Origin of the sequence: Cognatishimia sp. SS12, assembly GCF_028369055.1 — a bacterium.
In the GTDB taxonomy this organism is placed as follows: Bacteria; Pseudomonadota; Alphaproteobacteria; order Rhodobacterales; family Rhodobacteraceae; genus Cognatishimia.
On sequence record NZ_JAQNCZ010000004.1, the window covers coordinates 184393 to 202601 of the forward strand.

Below are 18209 nucleotides of genomic sequence, written 5' to 3' on the forward strand. Positions count from 1 at the left end.
GCTCACACCTGCAAGATAGAGCTGACAAGCAGCTGGGTATAGGCATGCTGTGGGTCATCCAGCACCTGATCGGTCAGGCCGGTTTCCACCACATGCCCGGATTTCATCACCATCAGCCGGTCGGCCAACAGCCGCACAACTGCGAGGTCATGGGTCACAATTATCGCAGACAGGCCCAGATCGCGCACCAAAGAGCGCAGCAGATCCAACAGACGCGCCTGCACCGACACGTCAAGCCCGCCCGTGGGTTCATCCATAAAGACCAGCCGCGGCCCGGTCACAAGGTTGCGGGCGATCTGCAGCCGCTGTTGCATGCCGCCGGAAAAGGTGGTGGGGCGATCGTCGATGCGGTCCTCAGCGATTTCCACGCGCCCCAGCCAGTCAATCGCCTGGTGGCGAATGTCGCCATAGTTGCGCGCGCCCACGGCCATCAACCGCTCGCCCACATTACCGCCCGCGCTGACCCCCATGCGCAGCCCGTCACGCGCGTGCTGATGCACAAAGGCCCAGTCGGTGCGCCCCAACATGCGGCGCGCCGGTTCTGACATCGTCAGCGTGTCCTGCGGCCCCTCGGCGCGGGTATCAAAAATCACCTGCCCGCTGTCCGCCGCAATATGCCCGGCGAGACAATTGAGCAGCGTCGATTTGCCAGAGCCGGATTCGCCGACAATGCCCATCACCTCGCCGGGGAAAAGATCAAAGCTGACATCGGTGCAGCCAATATGGGCCCCGTAGGTCTTGCGGATATCCCGCACAGAAAGCAAAGGCGTCATGCGGCTTCCTCCGTCTGAGTTGCGCCAACATGGCCTTGGGCACGGCGTGTTTCACAGTAATCGGTGTCCGAGCAGACAAACATTCGCCCGCCCGCGTCATCCGTGATCACCTCATCCAGATAGCTACCCGTCGCCCCACAAAGCGCGCAGGGATGCGGGGCTTTGCTGGCCTCAAAGGGGTGATCGTCAAAATCAAGGCTGACCACTTTTGTATAAGGCGGCAGCGCATAAATCCGCTGCTCGCGCCCTGCACCAAACAGTTGGATGGCCGCCATCTCCATCTTGGGGTTGTCAAACTTGGGAATTGGCGAGGGGTCCATCACATAGCGGTCCTCAATCTTGACCGGATAGGCATAGCTGGTGGCGATATGCCCATGGCGCGCGATGTCCTCATAGAGCTTCACATGCATCAGCCCGTATTCTTCCAGCGCATGCATCTTGCGGGTTTCGGTTTCGCGCGGCTCAAGAAAGCGCAGCGGTTCGGGGATCGGCACCTGATAGACAAGGATCTGATCTTCGCGCAGCGCTTCTTCGGGGATGCGGTGGCGGGTCTGGATCACGCTGGCCTCAGCGGTTTGGGTGGTGGTGCCCACCGAGGCAGTGTTTTCAAAGAACTTGCGGATCGACACGGCGTTGGTGGTGTCATCCGCCCCCTGGTCAATCACCTTGAGGCAATCATCGGGAACCAATGTGGCCGCCGTCACCTGCACGCCGCCGGTGCCCCAGCCATATGGCATCGGCATTTCGCGGCTGGCAAAGGGCACCTGATAGCCCGGGATCGCCAACCCCTTGAGGATGGCGCGGCGGATCATCCGCTTGGTCTGTTCATCCAGATAGGCAAAATTGTAATCGCTCATTCCGCAGCCTCCTGCATCGGCGCGGCCCCGGCCTCGCGGCGCAATTTGCGGACGAGTTCCAGTTCAGATTGGAAATCGACGTAATGGGGCAGTTTGATATGTTCGAGAAACCCGGTCGCTTGAATGTTATCGCCATGCGCCAGCACAAATTCCGTGTCCTGCGCCGGGGCACCAACATTGTCCTCGCCGAGCTCTTCCCAGCGCAAGGCACGATCCACCAGCGCCATGGAAATCGACTTGCGTTCAGATTGGCCAAACACCAGACCGTAGCCGCGCGTAAACTGCGGCGGCTCGGTGCGTGAGCCTTTGAATTGATTGACGGTTTCGCATTCTGTCAACGTGATTTCGCCAATGTCGATGGCAAAGCCCAGTTCCGGGACCTCCATCGCGACATCAACCTGTCCAATGCGCAGCTCGCCAACAAAAGCGTGGTTGCGCGCATAGCCACGCTGGGTCGAATAGGCCAACCCCAGCGAGAACCCTTCATCCGCCCGCGTCAGCGCCTGCAAGCGCAGCGCCCGCTCTGCCGGAAACTCAAGCGGCGCGCGCGTCAGATCCGGCGGGGGCGTGTCCTCGGCTGGGGCGGTTTCTATCAGCCCTTCGCGATTCAAAAACTCTGCGACATGCGGCACTGGCCCCTCGGCCGCGGGCCGTTCCGGCACCTCTGGTGCCACGCCTTCCGCCGCCAATTTGAAATCAAGCAATCGGTGGGTGTAATCAAAAGTTGGCCCCAGGACTTGCCCGCCCGGCAAATCCTTGAAGGTCGCAGAAATGCGCCGTTCGCAGCGCATTGCCCCGGTCTCCACCGGCTTTGAAGACCCAAAACGTGGCAACGTCGTGCGATAGGCCCGGATCAGAAAGATCGCTTCGATCAGATCGCCGCGCGCCTGTTTGATCGCCAGCGCAGCAAGATCTGGATCGTAAAGTGAACCTTCGGCCATCACGCGATTGACCGCCAAAGACAGCTGTTCGCGGATCTGCGCGATGCTGAGCTCGGCCACATCTTGGTCGCCACGCCGCTCTTCGGCCAGCCAGGCATGGGCATTGTCAATGGCGCGTTCGCCGCCTTTTACCGCCACATACATTTAAAGAACCCTCGTGCTGCGCGGCAACGCGGCAAGCTGCGCGCCACAGGTGAAAATAAAATCCAACCCGCGTGGAAAAAGCGCGTGGTTGTCGGCAAATTCTGGGCCCGCGGGCAACGACAACTCCGCCCGGTCCTGAATGCCCGGTCCGGTCAATGTCCGTCCCTGTGGCTGCAAATGCGCGACCTCCACGATCAATGTGGCCGAGCGATCCGGATACGCCGCGCTGCCCAATGGAAACCGGCCGAGCGGCCGCAGATCATCCCATGTGCCGAGCGCAAAGCTGCAGGCCTCCGGTCCGCAGAGCGGCGCGCTGGTGTGAAAGCGCACCCAGGCGCGCATCGCCTCGGTATCATAGGCACCGGCCAGATAAAGCCCGGTGTCCGCGTCACACAGCGTCAGGATAACGGCGGCTGCCGCGGCAGAGACTGGCGCGGGCGCTTCGCCCCCTGTCACGTGGCTCACGTGACCCGGCCGCGCCATGGCGGTCATGATCTCGCGGAACGCCACTGCGGACTGAACTGCCGGGGTTTCAAACCCACCTTTGAGTGCAGCTGATTGCATCAATCTTCCCCTCGCGCCATGGTAAAGAACTCCACTTTCGTGGCGGCGGCTTTGCGAGCTCGCGTCTCAGCGCGCCCCGCCGCCCCGGCCATCAACGGGGCCAAAATGTCGGCGCGCAGACGCGCCGCAGCATCGGTTTGCATCAGCGCATCCACCAAGGCGACGGCCTTGGCTGCGGGTTTGCTGCGCCCCTGCACATAGCCATGGCCAACCTGCCCGCCGGGCAGCTGCAAGCTGCAGCGCGTCACGGTCATTTCACCCAGATTAAACGGTGCGCCGGTCGCGCCCATGCGGCCCTGCACCATCACGCTGCCTACTTCGGGCGCGCGCAGCCAATCGAAATCCGGCAGGGTCCCAAGCGCGTCAAACAGCGGCAAAAACTCGGCGTCGGGGGCCTTGGCCAGCAGGCTCAGCCAGCCCCGGCGATCTATATGTGCAGCATCAGGCATTTTTTCTCGACAACTCCGGCCATTCCTATACAACTATACATATCTTAGAAGCAGGGGCTGATTCTGGCCACCGCAGTTTTGTGAAGTTTCGATGAAATGAGCCGCCCAACCCGCCGCACGCCGATCTGGATCGCCATAGCCAACAGCCTGCGCAGCGATATCGCCGAAGCGCGGTACACCACGGGCGAAAAGCTCCCGACCGAGGCGCAGCTGGCAGAACGCTTTGGCGTCAATCGCCATACCGTGCGCCATGCGCTGTCGGCTTTGGTTGAGGAAGGGCTGGTGCACACGCGGCGCGGCGCCGGGGCCTTTGTGACCGGCACCCCGGCGGAATACCCGCTGGGCAAACGCATGCGCTATCACCAAAACCTGCGCGCGGCGGGGCGTGCGCCCTCCAAGCGCATTCTCAGCATCGAAACACGCAAGGCCACCCAGAAAGAAGCGATGCGCCTCGCATTGGCACCCGGTGATCTGATCTGCGTGAAACATGGCCTGTCGCTGGCCGACGATCAGCCCATTGCCCTGACGGAAAGCCATTTCCCCGAGGCGCGGCTGCCGGGACTTGCCAAGGTCCTGACCCAAGAGCCAAGCGTGACAGCCGCGCTTGCGGCTGTGGGTGTTGCGGATTTCACCCGTGCCAGCACCCGGCTGCGCGCGGTGCTCGCGGATGCCACACAGGCGCTGCACCTGCATTTGCGCGAAGGGGCACCGCTGCTTTATACAACCGGGCTGGATATCGATGCCGCTGGTCAGCCTGTTGAGTTCGGCATGAGCTGGTTTAGCGGCGAGCGCGTGACGATGACGCTGGAAGAGCCGCCGGTCGATCACGCCAACTGAAGTTCGTATTTTTCCAAGAAGGCTTCGGCCGCCAGGTCGCGAAAATCAGGCAAAGCCGCGCGGAGCCGGTCATGGGACCAATCCCACCACGCGAGCGCCAATAGCCGCGTCGCAATCTTGGGCGACTGGCGCAGGCGCAAAACCCGCGCGGGGGTGCCTGCCACAATGGTATAGGGCGCAACGTCATGGGTCACGATCGCGCCGGCGGCCACAATCGCGCCATGGCCGACCGTCACCTCGGGCTTGATCATTGCATTGTGTCCAATCCAGGTGTCATGGCCAATGCTGGCGCGGCGCGATTTCCGATGGGCAAAGAACGCTGCGTCGTTCTCAGCATCGTCAAAATAGTCCGCAGAGCGATAAAGGAAATGATGCAGCGACGCCCCCTGCATCGGATGATCGGTGGCACCGATGCGCACAAAACTGGCGATATTACTAAACTTGCCGATGCTGGCGTTGGCAATATCGGCATAGCGGTCGCAATAGGAATAATCGCCGATGTCGCTATGGGCGATGCGGCTGCCCTGCCCCACCTCGGTATAGCGCCCAAAGGTGGTGTCGGTCAGGGTGACATCGGCATGCAAAAACGGCTGGTCCGGTGACAGGCGCGTCATCAGTGCTGATCCTCGCGCGATCCAATCAGCTTGCCGCGCAACCAACCGGACAAGCTGTCCATTGCCATAACCATCAGGATCACCAGGGAGATGTAATAGGTCACTTCTTCCCAGTCTTTTTGCGTGATCATCGCCTGCGTCAAAAGCAGGCCGATACCGCCGCCGGTGATTGCGCCGATGATGGTGGCCGAGCGGGTGTTACTTTCAAGATAGTAGAGCACTTGGGACAACAGCACCGGGGTGATCTGCGGGATGACCCCAAAGCGATAGCGCTGCAAAGGCTTGGCTCCTGTGGACTGAATGCCCTCGATCTGTTTGCCGTCGACATTTTCAAGCGCTTCTGAGAACAGTTTTCCAAAAGTGCCAGTATCCGTGATCAGGATGGCCAAGGCTCCAGTCAGGGGCCCGGGGCCAAAGGCGCGCGACAGAATGATGGTCCAGATCAGCGCATCCACCCCGCGAAAGAAATCAAACACCCGGCGCACCGCAAAGCGCAGCGCCACAAACGGTGCGAAATTGCGCGCCGCCATAAAGGCCATCGGCAGCGCCACGATGGCTGCGCCCATGGTGCCGAGAAATGCCATCAACACGGTTTCAAACAACGCCCAGGCCACATCGGCATGGCGCCACATCTTATTGTTCCAGAATTCAGCCCAGATTGCCGCGGCCTCACCCGAAACGGCGCGCGCCGCAACTTCGGACACCGGCAGGCCATGATAGGGACTGTCGAGCGTAAAGAAGAACAGTTCCCAGCCCAGCGCATATTTGAAAACCTGCGTCTGATTGCGCGTGACCGACAAGCGACCAGCATCGGTCGTGACCGCCAGCCGGTTTTTGCTGGCATTGATCCAGTCGGGCAACGGCCCGTCTGGGAAAGTGGCGTTGACGCCGCGCGCGCGGCTTGGTTGCGCGGTGATGCGGCCATATCCGGGGATGTCAAAGGCCACAAAATTGTCTGCCCCCAGCGTCACCAGATGGCCTGTGCCCAGATCGATCCGGGTGTCGCCGCCTGTCTCGGGCGCTAGCGTGACCCATGCGGGGGCGGTGCCGTCAGGATAGCTGCCTTTGCGTTCGCCCTCGATGGCCACGCTGATGTCGCCACTGCGGTTATCGCGCGTCACATGGGTTTTATAACTGTAGCTGTCCGCCACCAGCGTGCGCGCATTTTCGCTGTCCGCGCGTGCCAAGAGGCCGGGGACATCAAAGGCGAAAAAGATATAGCCAAGATAGAACGCCACCAGAACTGGCAGGCCAAGGTTGATCATCCGTTTGCGCGCAAAGAGCTGACGCGCGGTCTGTTTATTCACATTCAAAGCGGTCGCTGTCGCAGTCATTGCCCCTGCTCCTTCGTCTGGCGTCCATGGGTCAGCTGCTGACGCATTTTCGCGGAGATCTGATCGACAATCACAATCGTGACGAAGAGCATGAAAAAGATGGCTGCTGCCTCGTCATATTTACCTTTGCCCCAGGAAATGGCATTGCGCAGCTCATAGCCAATGCCGCCCGCACCCACGAACCCCAGAATGGCCGAGGCGCGAATATTGATTTCAAAGCGCATCAAACCGTAGCTGAACCAATTGGGCGACACCTGCGGCAACACGCCAAGCCACATGCGCTGTGCCCAGGTGGCGCCGACGCTTTCCAGCCCCTCCAGCGGTTTGAGAGAGGCATTTTCGTTCACTTCGGAAAACTGTTTGCCGAGCGCCCCAGCCGTGTGAATGGCGATGGCAATCATGGCCGGCACCGGCCCGCCGCCAAGCACAAAGATCAACACCAGCGCAATCACGATCTCGGGCACGGCCCGCATGATATCCATGCAGCGCCGAAACACCGGCACAAGCCGCGGCCAGCGTGCCATGCCCCGCGTGGACAAAAGCGACAGCACCGCCGCCAAGAGCGCCCCGATCAAAGTGGATGCCGCTGCGATATTGATCGTTTCCAACAGCGCGGGCGCATAGGTCGCCAGATGGGCTGGCATATCAGCCAGTTTTTGGGCCGCCTCGCCCAGCACTTCGCCCGGGAAATCAAAGAACCGATGCAGGCCCGACCAGAACCCACCCGCGTTGCGTTGATCAGCGGTGTGAAACCCCGCCACCATCAAAACGACGAATACCCCCATCAGGATCGCGCCATAGCTGCGCTTGCGCCGGGTCTGCGCCAAATAGGCCCGCCGGATCTGGGCAGTGGTTAACGTTGCATCGTCAAGCGTGGCGTCGGTCATTCAGGGCACCTCGGGCAGTAAAAAGAAAGCGGGCGCAGACAATAGGCCGCGCCCGCCGGGATCACTGTGATCAGCTGGATTTGCGCTTGCGCGCTTCCACGATCACCTCATAGGCGTCGTGGGTGATCGGCATAAAGCCTTTGGCGTCGCCCTGCAGCACGCCATAGGCGCAGTCTTCGTCCATCGACTTCAGCGAGGCCATCAAGCCGGTCATTTTGACTTTCACGTCCTCAGGAAGCTCGGTGCGCAGCACAACTGGACCTTCAGGAATGGGGGCAGATTGCCAGATCTGAACCAGATCATTCATGTCCACCAGACCCGCGTCCACGGCTTTGCGCAGCGCGCCAGAGTTAAAGCCGTCTTCCCATTCGCCCAGGCCGTCCGCCCAGGTCACGCCGCCGTCGACATCACCGGCGCTGACCGCAACGATGGTTTGCTCATGACCGCCCGTGAATTTGACTTCGCCAAAGTAATCACCGGAGTCCATGGTCGCATTGATCTGTGCTGGGATCTCGATGGATGGGATCAGATAACCGGAGGTGGAGTTTGGATCGCCAAAGCCAAAGACTTTGCCTTTCAGATCTTCCAGCGACTGAATGCCAGAGTCCTTGCGAGCAAAGCCGATGGAATAATAGCCAAAGCCACCATCGTTGTTGACCTTGACCAGAATAGGCTCAACCGCTTCTGGATCGGTCAGATGGATTTTTGCATAGCCGGACGCGCCCAGCCACGCCATATCAATGGTGCCGCCCAGCAGGCCCTGGATGACGCCGTTGTAATCAGCTGGGGCAAAGAGTTTGGTTTCAACGCCCAGCAGCGCTTCGGTTTTTTCGCGCAGACACTCGTTGTTGTTCAGACGGTCCTGGGCGTTTTCGCCGCCCAGAATGCCGATGCGGAATTCAGAAATTGCCTGATCGTCGGCAAAGGCTGCGGTGCTAAGCGCGGTGGTCGCGGCCAGCGCAAAGGCGAGGGTTTTTGTCATTTGGTTTCTCCGTGATGAAAGGGGCGCGCGTTCACTTGCGCGCTGTGAAAGGATCAGGCCGGCAGGGGCATGCCCTGTTTGGGCCGGTCCAAAGCGTCAATTTCGGTTGAGGTCGCGGCCTCGGAAAAATCATCCCCGGCCCCGTAGATGTCGCGTGCGACCCCGGTGGTCAGCTGCGCAGGCGTGCCGTCAAATACGATGCGCCCATCGCGCATGCCGATCACGCGGTCGCAATAGCGGCGCGCGGTGTCCAGCGTGTGCAGATTGGCAATCACCATGCGGCCGTCTTCTTCGTGAATGCGGCGCAAAGACTGCATAACAATCTGCGCATTCATTGGGTCAAGCGACGCGATGGGCTCATCCGCCAGAATGATTTCCGGGTCTTGCATCAGTGCCCGCGCAATGGCGACACGCTGCTGCTGCCCACCCGAAAGCGCCTCGGCCCGTTTGGCCGCTTGATCGGCGATGCCGAGCCGCTCCAGAATATCAATCGCCTGATGGATATCCGCCTGCGGGTACAGGTTGAACATCGTCGCCAGCGTGCTGCGGCGGTTCAACGTGCCATGCAGCACGTTTGACACCACATCCATGCGCGGCACGAGGTTGAATTGCTGGAAAATCATCGCGCAGCGCGACTGCCAATTACGCTTGGCTGCACCGGAGAGCGCGGAGACATTGATATCGCGATACTGCATGGTGCCCGCGCTCGGATCACTGAGCCGGTTGAGCATACGCAAAAGGGTCGACTTCCCGGCCCCGGATCTGCCGATGATCCCGATCATGGCAGGTTGATCGACAGAAAAACTCGCGTTGTCGACCGCGATTTTCTGTCCAAATCGCTTGGTCACATTTTCTAGTGTCAGCATGGCATCCCTCAAGGCTTGCGGGGCACCCTAGGGTCGCGGCATCACAGAAAAATAAACATAATATGTCAGTGGGATCGCAAATAGATGTCAGTTTTGTAACCGGCTAGACAACTCCTAACAGCCGCAGCTGGTGTTTTTGCCTTGCCCCCATGTGGCGCAGCGCCTTTACTGATGCAAAACGACAGGGACCCAACAGTGAGCGAAGCAAAGCCCCCCAGCGCCCCAAAGCAGGGCATGCAGGGATACCCCAAAAGTACCAAGCAGCAAGATGACGGCGTGCTGGCCATTCGCACCATTGCCATGCCCGCAGACACCAACCCGGCCGGGGATATCTTTGGCGGCTGGCTGATGTCGCAAATGGATCTCGCCGCCGGAAACCTGGCTGCGCGCGTCTCGCGCGGGCGCGGCGCGACGGTTGCGGTGGAGGCGATGCAATTTCTGCGGCCCGTGAAAGTGGGCGATGAGGTGACGCTATACGCCACACTCAAAAAGGTCGGGCGCACTTCAATGACAATTCATGTCGATGCCTGGGCACGCGCGCGTTTTGTCGAGCAAAGCGATCGCGTCACCCAAGCGGATTTCATCTTTGTGGCCCTTGACCACGACGGCAACCCGCGCGCCGTGCCGGTAGGACCCGAGGAAACCTCATGAAATCCATCCGTGTTCCAGCGCGTATTCAACCACCTTGGAACGATCGGTCAGCCCCAGTTTCTGAATGGCGCGCGCCTTGTAGGTTTCCACCGTCTTGGCGCTGATGCTGAGATCAAAGGCGATCTGCTTGCCGGCAAGCCCTTTGGCAATGCGCACCAGCACTTCTTTCTCGCGGGCACTCAGCAGATCGGCGCGGTTTTGCCCGCACCGCTGAAGGGCCCGCGCCGCAAAGGCGTCGTCAAAGTACACACCGCCGCCGAGCACTGCGGCAATCGCCACCTCAAGCTGATCCAGGGTCGCCGTCTTGCTCAGCCCGCCATGAAACCCGGCGTGCATGATCGCAGTCACCATCGGATCACTGCTGTCAAAGCTGTAACACAAGAGCCGCAGCGCTGCGTTTCGTGCGCGCAACCCATCGACATATTCGCCAAGATCAAAGCCCGGCTGCAAGGCCAGTTGCGCCGGATCAAGGATCATCAGGTCCGGCACCTGCTTCAGCTGCACCGCACCAACGGCCTGCGGCGCGGCAAGGCCGGTGCATACCACCGCATTGGGCAGCGACAATTGCACGGCCAGCGCCTCGGCCAAAGAAGGATTGCGATCAACCAATGTCACGCGATGCATGCGCAGGCTCCTTTTGCAATTCATGCAGGCAGGCTGGACGCGCAGATCCTGCCCCAGCCAGACCTCTTCAGCCCAGCTTCGCCAAGGGTGTCTTAAAATCCGCTTAAGAAAGACCAAAGCTGGTCAGAAACTGCGCCCCCAGACCAGATCCTGATTGCCGCCGAGCTTGGAGTGGCTGAAAGGACGCAAATCGGAGGCAAACCGGTCCATCTCGGCGTCATAATGCAGGATCAGATAGGGCTCGATCCAGGCCAACTCGTATTTGTGCAGCGTCTCGGTGCCGTCAAAATAACTTTGTTTTACCCCCGCATGCGCCGCGCTGCGGGCCCCAGTCTCAAGATCGTCAAAGGCAAAGCGCGCAATCCGCTGCAGCGCATTATTACAGACGCCGCGAATGGAATTTCCCTGCTGTTCAAGCAACAGCGTTGTTGTCACCATCGGTGCCACGGCGTGCAGCTGGTAATGCAACGCATATTTGCCGCGTTTCATTTCTTGCGGCAGGCTTCCATCAGCGGCAGCCTCACATTGCAGCCGTGCGGCGGCGGCGGCGGCGTCATCCAGCAATTCGCGATCCTGATTGGCGATGGCAGCCAGGGTGATCCCCAATGTGGCCCAGGCACGCAGATTGCCGCGCGCTGCGCCCGGCGGGGCCTCTTGCTCCCAAAACCGGGCCTGCGCGCGCGCGCGCTGCAACAGCCAATTTGCAATCAGTTGTTCGTCTTCGGCCTCCGCTGCGTAGGGGCGCAGCTGCAGATAGATCATGCCAAAAGCCGCCAGACGTGAGCCCACAGCAAATTGCGCGCCCATCGTCTCTAGATCTGACAGCGCATTGCCCTCTGCCCAGCTGGCCATACGGCGCAGCACGCAACTGGCCTGTGCACGTCGCTTCGCCGGGTCGGTGCCTGCGCGCAGGGCTGCGTTGCTCTCACGCGCCAGCGCGCGCAGGAACTCCTCTACCGGGGCCAGCGCGCGGTTCACCTCTGCATTGGAGGCCGCATCCAGAACCGAGCGGCTTTTGTCCGCCGCCTGATAGCGGCTGCCATGGGCAAGGCGCACCACGGGTGGCGGCGCCTCCGCGCAAACCGCATTCTGCGCATGCCCGGGCGTCGGCCCCAAGAGCGTCGCCAGACACAGGCTCAGACAGAGGGCAAAACACTGGCCGAAAACGCGCCTCACGGCGTCACCTGCTGCGAGACGGCGACAAGCCGCATGATTTCAGCCGCCTCGGTCTGACCGTGCTCTGCCGCGCGCGCCAACCATTTGAGCGCCGCATCCGGCTGCGCAGGCACGCCCAGCCCCAGCGCCAGCGCCTGGCCATACTCGCTCATGGCGGTCACATCCCCGCCTTCGGCCGCGCGCTGCAACCACCCCATCGCCACCGCAAGATCTGACGGTGTCTCTGCCTGATCGCGTAGCATCTGCCCATAGCCGCGCATCGCGTAGATATCTCCTGCCTCGGCGGCCACGCGAAAGATTGCGGGCACGTCCAATTCCTCTGCCAGGGCGCGCTGTACGCTTTGGTCCGCGCGCCGAAAACGCCCCAAAAGCGCGCTCAGCAAACCGGGATCAGATTGCGCCTCTCTCAGCAGCACCACTGCGCGTTTCATATCAAAACTTGCCGCTTCCGGCAGGAGCAGAAGTTCAAACAGGCGGATGCGCGCCGATGTATCCCCTGCCGCGCTCGCTGCTTCGATCACGGCAAGCGCCTCGGGCAAGGCATCAGGTCCCAAAATGCGCAGCTTGGCATTTGCAAGGTCAATCTCTGCCCAGAGGTTATCTTCGGTCAGTTCTGCCGCGATACGCAGCCATTTGCGGGCGCGCGTGGCTTCGCCAAGCTCCGCCGCCACATCGGCAAGCGCGCGCGCCGTTTTGTAATCACAGCTCATCAGGCCAATGGCGCGCGCAAAATATTGGCCGCGCAGGGCCTTTGACACATGCGGCAATGCAAAAATATGCGCGGCGCTGTCCCCGGATCGGGCGATCGCCTCGGCATAGCGGGCGTAAATCTCTGCAGCGGGCTGCCTGCTGATGGCGGCGATAGCGCGCATGCTGGCACCATTGCCCTGCGCTGCCATGACCTCCAGACTCTCCAGCGCTGCCGTCTGCTCCGCCAGCGTGAGCATTGGCCAGATCACCGGCAATTGCGGGGCGGCTGCGGCGGCACCTGCCGCGCTCTGCTGGGCCAATAGCGCCAGAACCGGCGCTTTCAGATCTGCCTCTGCGGCGCGAATCGTGGCCTTGTGACGCGCCTCAACCACCAGCTCATACTCCTCTGCGCGCGAGGCCCAGAACGCCTGTTGCGCATCTGCTGCGCCAACCACGGCCAGATACTGCAACCAGCTGGCCAAAGACGTCGGCCGCCCGTAAAGCGCCTGCGATTGCAACTTGGCCAGGGTGACGGCCTGGGGCAGCCGGTGCAAATCTGCCAATGCATGAGCGTCTAGATTGACGTTGGCGGTGCCAGTGGCGACCTCCATCGCTTCCCAATGGCGTGCCTCAGCGATGTGCGGACCGTCTGGGGCCTGACACATATAAGCGGCAAATAGCTGTTTGCTTGGCGTGACCCCGCCCTGCACCGACACCAATCGCCCCAAGAGGCTTGTCGCCTGATCAAATTCAGCCGGCGATGGCCCATCTGCCAGCAAGGCCAGCGCATAGCGGTTGCTGCCGTCCAGATCGTCGCGCACGCTGGCTTTTTTCAGCAGCGCCAGCACCTCTGGCCGCGCCGCCCAGCGGCCGGCTTTGCGTTCTGCATCCTGCGCCAGCCGTGTGAACACCCAGCCCGGTGCATCCGCGCGCGCGGCGAGCTGTGCCAGCGTCGCGCCGCGCTCTGCTTGATGCTGCGGGAAATCCGCTGCATGTTCTTCCAAAAACAGCGCCAGCCGCGTCAGCCCTGCGCGACTGCCAGTGTCGGCGGCGGCCCGGTAAAGCGTCAGTGCCCGCGGCAGGTTTTGCGGCAAGAGCGCGCCCGCCTCATAAAGACGACCCAGCTCGACTTGCGCAAAGGGCAATCCGCCCTCCGCTGCTTGCGTCAGATAGGTCATAAGAACCGCGTTGTCTTTGGGCACGTCTTCAGCGCGCAGGTGATATTCGGCCACTTTCCAGGCGGCATTCACATCCCCCAGGTCGGCCCCAAACCGAAACCACGCCAATGCAAGGCCCGCATCTTTCTGCACGATTTCCCCATTGTGATATTCGCGCGCAATCCGAGAGGTGCGATCGCAGATCGTATCGTTGAGCTCCCCCACCAGCGCGCCAAACGCCATGGTGATGGCAAGGGATTCCGCCACATCCCACCCCGCGACGGGTGCCCCATCAAGGCTGCGTTTGCTCAGCGCCAACAAGGCATCTGCATTGCCGCCATAGCCCGCCGCAAACAGCAATTCATCTGCGCGGGCCGCATCCGGCGCAACGCCGATGCCCGCGCGGTAAAAACGAGACAGCGCATTTTGAATGCGTGGCGAGGCTTGATCCGCCCCCTCCGCCAGGGCCTGCACAAGCCGTTCAGAACGGATACGCTGGATCTGTCCGGCGGCCTGCAGTGCCTCGATCCGGGTCAGCAGCGCATTTTTGCCGCCATAATGCGCAGCGCGCCGTTCCAGCAAATCAATCATCTGTTCAATGGTGCCGATCCATTTTCGCGCATCCAGATATTGCAGCCGCTTGATGTCGCGGCGGATCAGCGCTGCGGACATCTCTGGCGCGCTTTTCCCATCCCACGCAGACCAAAAGGCCAGGGTTTCTGCATCGCTCCGGCGCGCAACGCAAACCGGGGCGGCGGCAATCTCAGGCGGGTGAAACGCCAATGGCAACGGCTCTGCCCAAAGCGCGGCCGGACTAAGCCAGCCCACCAGCAGCGCGCCGCGCGCCCATCTGCCAATCTGCTTCAGGCGCATCTTCATTTTTGGTACCGATGCGGCGATGCGCTGAGTTCATAGACCCCGGCTGCCCCGGTCAGCACAAGGCTGACACCCTCTTTGCGGCGCAGCGCAACCGCCTCAGCGGCGGCCAGCGTCACCCCGGCGGCGCGCGCCTCAAAGGTGAGGGTCAACGGCGCGCGCAGTGCCATGGCCGCCCCAGTCTGTGGCGCGACATCTTCAAAAACCGCCGCTGATGCGGCTGGCGCAAAAAGTGTCACGCCGGCCTGATCGCTGAGGTTGTAGAACGTGACATCGGCCTTTGCAGGGCTGGCCTGCAAATCATCGGTGATCACCGCATGGGCACCGCTGTCATGCACCAAGACCGTATAGTGCAGATTGGCCGCCACCGGCACCGGCACGGCTGTCGCGGCGAGATCAACCGCAACCTCGCCTGGCGCAACGTTGACATAGGCTGAGATCACAAGATCTTCGGTGGGCAGCCTGTGCCCATCGACCGCCGCAAACTGCGCGCCGGGGGCAACAACGCGAATGAAACTTGTGTTGGGGGCAAACACCCCTTCATATAACCGGTCGTCACCGCCGAGGGCGGCGGTTGTCAATAGACCCAGGGTCGCCAAACAGGCGCAAAACATGGCAGATGTCTGCATCATTATCCTCCGTGTACATCCGTGCAAAGAAAGGCGCGCGGCGCGGGGCCGAAATCCGCATCCAGCGCAATGGTCACGTGATCCGCGCCCGCAGGCCAAAGCCCGGTCAGCGGCATGTAAAACCGGCCCGTGCGACGCAGCCGGGCACTGCGCGATATGCGTTTTTCCCGCATGCGCCCGCTGGCCAGCGCAAAGCGGTATGTCACCCCCAGCGCCGGTGCCCCATCGCTATCCAGAAACAGCGTCTGCGCCGGGTCCAGTGCAATCTGGCGCAAATCAACGCTGATTTCGCGCGGGGTTGCGCCGCGCCTCACCGGCAAGGGCAGCTGACAATTTTGCCCCGCCGCAGCAATAAGCGCACGCATCGGCTGATCACCGAATTGCGCCAGATTGTTGTAAATGGGGTTTTCCCAAATCAGATAGCGCGGCCTGTTTTGCTGAAACTCCTCAGAGGTCAGATAGGACAGCATGGCACCGAATTGATTGCCCCCGGTGATTGCGTAATTCACCACCTCCAGATCAGAATATTGCCCCAGAAATCCCGGAAAATTGTTGATCGGAGAATCCGAAAACGATGTGCCCAGCAACGCCACCTCAGGCCCGCTGCTGGCGCTGCCAAATAGATCGAGCGGCCCCTCTGCGGTCAACGCTGCGGCCTTGGCGCGGGTCACAAAGGTGGGGGTTTGTGGTTGCGGCAAGCTGGCCCGGCAGCGTTTTTGCAGAATGCGGCGCATGCCGGAAAACGCAATCTCATTTCCTGCAGGCAAGGTTTCATGCTGGGTTTTCTTGGCATCCGCATAGCCGGGCGTCGCGCGCAACTGCTGCGCGATTGCCTGTGCGGCGGCGCGGGCCCCGGCGGTTGTCCAGTGAAAATCGCTTTTGAAGAAGGCCAATTCGTCCGCAGGCACCTGCCGCATCGCGTCGCGGATATCCACCGCCAGCACCCCCGCCTCAGCAAGGCGGCGCAAGATATCTGTGTGCACTTCGGTGGCCACATTTAGATCAAAGCCATAAAGCCCCGCCCGTTCCGGCAAATACTGCGGCATCGCCACGCTTTTGGTCGGCACCGGCACATAGAGCAATGTGGTGCCTTGCGCGCTGAGCGCCCGCGACAGCGCCCCCATTTGGTCAACGACCTGATCGGAAAACGGGTGATACATGCGCAGATCGGCATTGATCCGGTAGATCACGCCTGCGTGCCCCTCAAGGGCGGGCAAATCGCGCGCCTCTTCAAGGCCGGTGCAGCCATATTGTGAGGCCATGGCTGGGCCCGCACCCATGGCGGCGATACATGCGATCCAATGCCAAATCCGCGTCATGGTCTCGGCTCCTTGAATGTGGTCGATGCCAGCTGCACCAGCAGGTTTTGCGCGGTCAGCCGCACGGGAAGCATCGCGCTGGTGCTGGCATGCGCCAGCCATCGCGCCGCGTCGCGCCTGTCGCGCGCCGATGCGTCCTCCCCAGTGTGCAGCGAGCGAATTGCGAAATGCAGCGCAAGGGGGCCGCTGCCGGGGGCATCGCCTGTCGCGATCTCCCGAAGATCGGGCAAAAGCCCGGCAAAGGGTCGCCCCGCTTCGGCCAATGAAAGCGCGGCCGTGACTGCGCGCATATCGCCCGCCGCAACATAGGCCAACAGGATTTTGCGCAGCTCGCGCAGGCGGGCTGCGGGGGTGCCAGGCGGCAGCTGCGCCACTGCCGCAAGGAAGGGCCCCATGGCGAAGTCACGCCCGGTTGCCAGCGATATTCCGAAATAATGCGCCTGCTCGGCTGCGGCCTGATCCTGGGCACGCAGCCTTTGGGCAAAATGATAGGCCGCATTGCCCTCCCCCAAATCGGCGAGGGCACGCAGATCGCGATTGGAGACATGATGACCCCGCACCAGGTTTCTGCGCGCCCTGCGCAGCCCGGCATCAGGCAAATCGCGGCTTGCAACGCGCCGCGGGGCCAACTGGACCGTCGCCGCGCCAGGCATACTGCCCAGCGCGATGCCCCCCAGTGGGGTCAGCTCTTGGGCGCTGCCAGGATCTGGTGCGCTCAGGGTCAGAAGGAGGATCAACGCACGCATCACTGCACCTCAGCCAATTGATCTGGGGCCGGCGCGGGCAGCGCATTTAGCAATGCCTCATCGCCAAGATAGCGCACCGGAAATTCCCAAAGCACATATTGCGGCCAAGTGCCGCCCGCCCCTTCAGTGACGGAAAGAAAGTTTTGCATCGGCGCGATGGGCCCTTGCCCCTCTTCGGCATAGCTCACGACATCCTGACGCAGCGCGAGCTGCAAAGCAGGAAGAAAACTCCAGCTGGCATTGGCCGAATAGCTGGTGCCAACCAGCGCGACAGGTGCCGGCGGCGGCGCGTCAAAGAGATTGCGCACACCGGATGAGTCCCCGGTCAGCGACACCGCCTCAAATGGGGCGATATCTTCGGGCAGAAGGCCGATATGCGGGGCCACCTCTGGGGTGGTGACGAATTTCACAAGATCCCCGGTAAAGGTCTGGCGCGGCACAGGGCGCACCGCGTAACGATCCGCGCCGATGGCAACCATCCCGCTGTGGCGCAGCGCCTGCGCCACAGCAATTGTGCCCTCGGTGGTCCAATGCGTGTCTGTGGCAAAAAACGCAGGAAAATCGCGATCCAAGGCGGCTCGTGTATCCAGCACCTTGATCCCGCGCTGCGCCATCGCGCGGACAAACGTCGTGTAGGCACGTTCTTGTAAGGATGCCGCGGCGTGATGGTGTGAAAACCGGCGCACCATGTCGAGCTTGGCCGGCAGTGGCATCATCACCAGTTGGCTGCCGTGGGCGGCCAGCCGGCCCTGCACCCTGGCAATATGATCCGCCGTGCGCTGGATGGCGCGATCCGGGATCTGCCGAAACTCTTCATCCGTAAAGAGCCAGCCGTGATGGCCGGGCACGACACCATTGCGCCCTTCGTGAAACAGCAGGTAGCGCAACGCGCCGACCATTGCGACAGCCACGGTGCGATGGGGCATTTCATCGCCATAAAGCCGGTCGATCTGCTGACTTGCCCCGCCGTCGGTCAGCGCCCCGGCGCGCCCGGGCCAGCCGCCATTGTGCCACAGCGCCAGATTGGCCAAGACCGCATAGCCAAAGAAACATATCGGCAACAACAATTTAGGAGAGAACGACCGCATGATGC

The 18209-nt window shown here is 61.7% G+C and carries 19 protein-coding genes; 2 read left to right on the forward strand and 17 right to left on the reverse strand.

Features of this window, described 5'->3' with window-relative positions; all coding sequences use genetic code 11:
• Window positions 1-2: 2 nt before the first annotated feature.
• From phnK to phnG, 5 genes are read right to left on the reverse strand one after another with little or no spacing between them, the layout of a single operon-like run.
• A complete protein-coding gene (phnK, locus tag N6L24_RS10350) occupies window positions 3-773 on the reverse strand; it encodes a phosphonate C-P lyase system protein PhnK (RefSeq protein WP_271844605.1) in 771 nt (256 codons plus the stop codon).
• Window positions 770-1630, reverse strand: coding sequence for an alpha-D-ribose 1-methylphosphonate 5-phosphate C-P-lyase PhnJ (locus N6L24_RS10355; RefSeq protein WP_271844606.1), 861 nt, complete (start codon window positions 1628-1630; stop codon window positions 770-772). Before N6L24_RS10355 ends, phnK begins: the two co-directional genes overlap by 4 nt.
• Complete coding sequence (locus N6L24_RS10360; RefSeq protein WP_271844607.1) at window positions 1627-2715, reverse strand: carbon-phosphorus lyase complex subunit PhnI; 1089 nt, start codon at window positions 2713-2715, stop codon at window positions 1627-1629. The genes N6L24_RS10355 and N6L24_RS10360 overlap by 4 nt, the downstream gene beginning before the upstream one ends.
• Window positions 2716-3279, reverse strand: a complete 564-nt coding sequence (gene phnH, locus N6L24_RS10365) for a phosphonate C-P lyase system protein PhnH (protein WP_271844608.1) — start codon at window positions 3277-3279, stop codon at window positions 2716-2718.
• Window positions 3279-3728 (reverse strand): phosphonate C-P lyase system protein PhnG, encoded by a 450-nt coding sequence (gene phnG, locus N6L24_RS10370; protein WP_271844609.1) that lies wholly within the window; start codon window positions 3726-3728, stop codon window positions 3279-3281. The genes phnH and phnG overlap by 1 nt, the downstream gene beginning before the upstream one ends.
• A 96-nt stretch (window positions 3729-3824) precedes the next feature.
• Between phnG and phnF the strand changes: the two genes are divergently transcribed.
• Window positions 3825-4565, forward strand: a complete 741-nt coding sequence (phnF, locus tag N6L24_RS10375) for a phosphonate metabolism transcriptional regulator PhnF (protein WP_271844610.1) — start codon at window positions 3825-3827, stop codon at window positions 4563-4565.
• On the opposite strand, the gene N6L24_RS10380 is transcribed toward phnF, so the two are convergent.
• From N6L24_RS10380 to phnC, 5 genes are all read right to left on the reverse strand, one after another.
• On the reverse strand, window positions 4553-5179 hold the full coding sequence (locus tag N6L24_RS10380; RefSeq protein WP_271844611.1) for a chloramphenicol acetyltransferase: 627 nt from the start codon (window positions 5177-5179) through the stop codon (window positions 4553-4555). The genes phnF and N6L24_RS10380 overlap by 13 nt on opposite strands.
• Window positions 5179-6513, reverse strand: coding sequence for a phosphonate ABC transporter, permease protein PhnE (phnE, locus tag N6L24_RS10385; protein ID WP_271844612.1), 1335 nt, complete (start codon window positions 6511-6513; stop codon window positions 5179-5181). Before phnE (N6L24_RS10385) ends, N6L24_RS10380 begins: the two co-directional genes overlap by 1 nt.
• Window positions 6510-7400: a phosphonate ABC transporter, permease protein PhnE gene (gene phnE / locus N6L24_RS10390; protein ID WP_271844613.1), complete on the reverse strand. Its 891-nt coding sequence runs from the start codon at window positions 7398-7400 to the stop codon at window positions 6510-6512. Before phnE (N6L24_RS10390) ends, phnE (N6L24_RS10385) begins: the two co-directional genes overlap by 4 nt.
• Window positions 7401-7470: 70 nt before the next feature.
• A complete protein-coding gene (gene phnD / locus N6L24_RS10395) occupies window positions 7471-8382 on the reverse strand; it encodes a phosphonate ABC transporter substrate-binding protein (RefSeq protein ID WP_271844614.1) in 912 nt (303 codons plus the stop codon).
• A 53-nt stretch (window positions 8383-8435) separates the two neighbouring features.
• On the reverse strand, window positions 8436-9248 hold the full coding sequence (gene phnC, locus N6L24_RS10400; RefSeq protein ID WP_271844615.1) for a phosphonate ABC transporter ATP-binding protein: 813 nt from the start codon (window positions 9246-9248) through the stop codon (window positions 8436-8438).
• 234 nt (window positions 9249-9482) lie between these two features.
• On the opposite strand from phnC, the gene N6L24_RS10405 reads away from it, so the two are divergent.
• Window positions 9483-9899: an acyl-CoA thioesterase gene (locus N6L24_RS10405; RefSeq protein WP_271844844.1), complete on the forward strand. Its 417-nt coding sequence runs from the start codon at window positions 9483-9485 to the stop codon at window positions 9897-9899.
• Here N6L24_RS10405 and N6L24_RS10410 read toward each other — a convergent pair.
• From N6L24_RS10410 to N6L24_RS10440, 7 genes are all read right to left on the reverse strand, one after another.
• Complete coding sequence (locus N6L24_RS10410) at window positions 9894-10523, reverse strand: response regulator transcription factor (protein WP_271844616.1); 630 nt, start codon at window positions 10521-10523, stop codon at window positions 9894-9896. The genes N6L24_RS10405 and N6L24_RS10410 overlap by 6 nt on opposite strands.
• Window positions 10524-10646: 123 nt before the next feature.
• Window positions 10647-11699, reverse strand: a complete 1053-nt coding sequence (locus tag N6L24_RS10415; protein WP_271844617.1) for an alginate lyase family protein — start codon at window positions 11697-11699, stop codon at window positions 10647-10649.
• Window positions 11696-14425, reverse strand: a complete 2730-nt coding sequence (locus N6L24_RS10420; protein ID WP_271844618.1) for a tetratricopeptide repeat protein — start codon at window positions 14423-14425, stop codon at window positions 11696-11698. The genes N6L24_RS10415 and N6L24_RS10420 overlap by 4 nt, the downstream gene beginning before the upstream one ends.
• A complete protein-coding gene (locus N6L24_RS10425) occupies window positions 14422-15054 on the reverse strand; it encodes an alginate O-acetyltransferase AlgF (protein ID WP_271844619.1) in 633 nt (210 codons plus the stop codon). The genes N6L24_RS10420 and N6L24_RS10425 overlap by 4 nt, the downstream gene beginning before the upstream one ends.
• Window positions 15054-16370: an alginate O-acetyltransferase AlgX-related protein gene (locus N6L24_RS10430; RefSeq protein ID WP_271844620.1), complete on the reverse strand. Its 1317-nt coding sequence runs from the start codon at window positions 16368-16370 to the stop codon at window positions 15054-15056. The genes N6L24_RS10425 and N6L24_RS10430 overlap by 1 nt, the downstream gene beginning before the upstream one ends.
• Window positions 16367-17116 carry a hypothetical protein gene (locus tag N6L24_RS10435; RefSeq protein ID WP_271844621.1) on the reverse strand — a complete coding sequence of 250 codons (750 nt, stop codon included), beginning with the start codon at window positions 17114-17116 and terminating at the stop codon, window positions 16367-16369. Before N6L24_RS10435 ends, N6L24_RS10430 begins: the two co-directional genes overlap by 4 nt.
• Entirely contained in the window at window positions 17116-18204 is a 1089-nt protein-coding gene (locus N6L24_RS10440) for an alginate O-acetyltransferase AlgX-related protein (protein ID WP_271844622.1), read from the reverse strand. The genes N6L24_RS10435 and N6L24_RS10440 overlap by 1 nt, the downstream gene beginning before the upstream one ends.
• Between the last annotated feature and the right edge of the window lie 5 nt (window positions 18205-18209).

Excerpts from the sequence above, each read along its gene's own strand:
- N6L24_RS10380 (WP_271844611.1), bottom strand. The coding sequence starts at position 5,179 with ATGACGCGCCTGTCACCGGACCAGCCGTTTTTGCATGCCGATGTCACC.
- phnF (WP_271844610.1), top strand. The coding sequence starts at position 3,825 with ATGAGCCGCCCAACCCGCCGCACGCCGATCTGGATCGCCATAGCCAAC.
- phnC (WP_271844615.1), bottom strand. The coding sequence starts at position 9,248 with ATGCTGACACTAGAAAATGTGACCAAGCGATTTGGACAGAAAATCGCG.
- N6L24_RS10425 (WP_271844619.1), bottom strand. The coding sequence starts at position 15,054 with ATGATGCAGACATCTGCCATGTTTTGCGCCTGTTTGGCGACCCTGGGT.
- N6L24_RS10360 (WP_271844607.1), bottom strand. The coding sequence starts at position 2,715 with ATGTATGTGGCGGTAAAAGGCGGCGAACGCGCCATTGACAATGCCCAT.
- N6L24_RS10405 (WP_271844844.1), top strand. The coding sequence starts at position 9,483 with ATGCAGGGATACCCCAAAAGTACCAAGCAGCAAGATGACGGCGTGCTG.
- N6L24_RS10420 (WP_271844618.1), bottom strand. The coding sequence starts at position 14,425 with ATGAAGATGCGCCTGAAGCAGATTGGCAGATGGGCGCGCGGCGCGCTG.
- N6L24_RS10430 (WP_271844620.1), bottom strand. The coding sequence starts at position 16,370 with ATGACGCGGATTTGGCATTGGATCGCATGTATCGCCGCCATGGGTGCG.
- phnH (WP_271844608.1), bottom strand. The coding sequence starts at position 3,279 with ATGCAATCAGCTGCACTCAAAGGTGGGTTTGAAACCCCGGCAGTTCAG.
- phnK (WP_271844605.1), bottom strand. The coding sequence starts at position 773 with ATGACGCCTTTGCTTTCTGTGCGGGATATCCGCAAGACCTACGGGGCC.
- phnE (WP_271844613.1), bottom strand. The coding sequence starts at position 7,400 with ATGACCGACGCCACGCTTGACGATGCAACGTTAACCACTGCCCAGATC.
- N6L24_RS10440 (WP_271844622.1), bottom strand. The coding sequence starts at position 18,204 with ATGCGGTCGTTCTCTCCTAAATTGTTGTTGCCGATATGTTTCTTTGGC.
- N6L24_RS10355 (WP_271844606.1), bottom strand. The coding sequence starts at position 1,630 with ATGAGCGATTACAATTTTGCCTATCTGGATGAACAGACCAAGCGGATG.
- phnG (WP_271844609.1), bottom strand. The coding sequence starts at position 3,728 with ATGCCTGATGCTGCACATATAGATCGCCGGGGCTGGCTGAGCCTGCTG.
- phnE (WP_271844612.1), bottom strand. The coding sequence starts at position 6,513 with ATGACTGCGACAGCGACCGCTTTGAATGTGAATAAACAGACCGCGCGT.
- phnD (WP_271844614.1), bottom strand. The coding sequence starts at position 8,382 with ATGACAAAAACCCTCGCCTTTGCGCTGGCCGCGACCACCGCGCTTAGC.
- N6L24_RS10410 (WP_271844616.1), bottom strand. The coding sequence starts at position 10,523 with ATGCATCGCGTGACATTGGTTGATCGCAATCCTTCTTTGGCCGAGGCG.
- N6L24_RS10435 (WP_271844621.1), bottom strand. The coding sequence starts at position 17,116 with ATGCGTGCGTTGATCCTCCTTCTGACCCTGAGCGCACCAGATCCTGGC.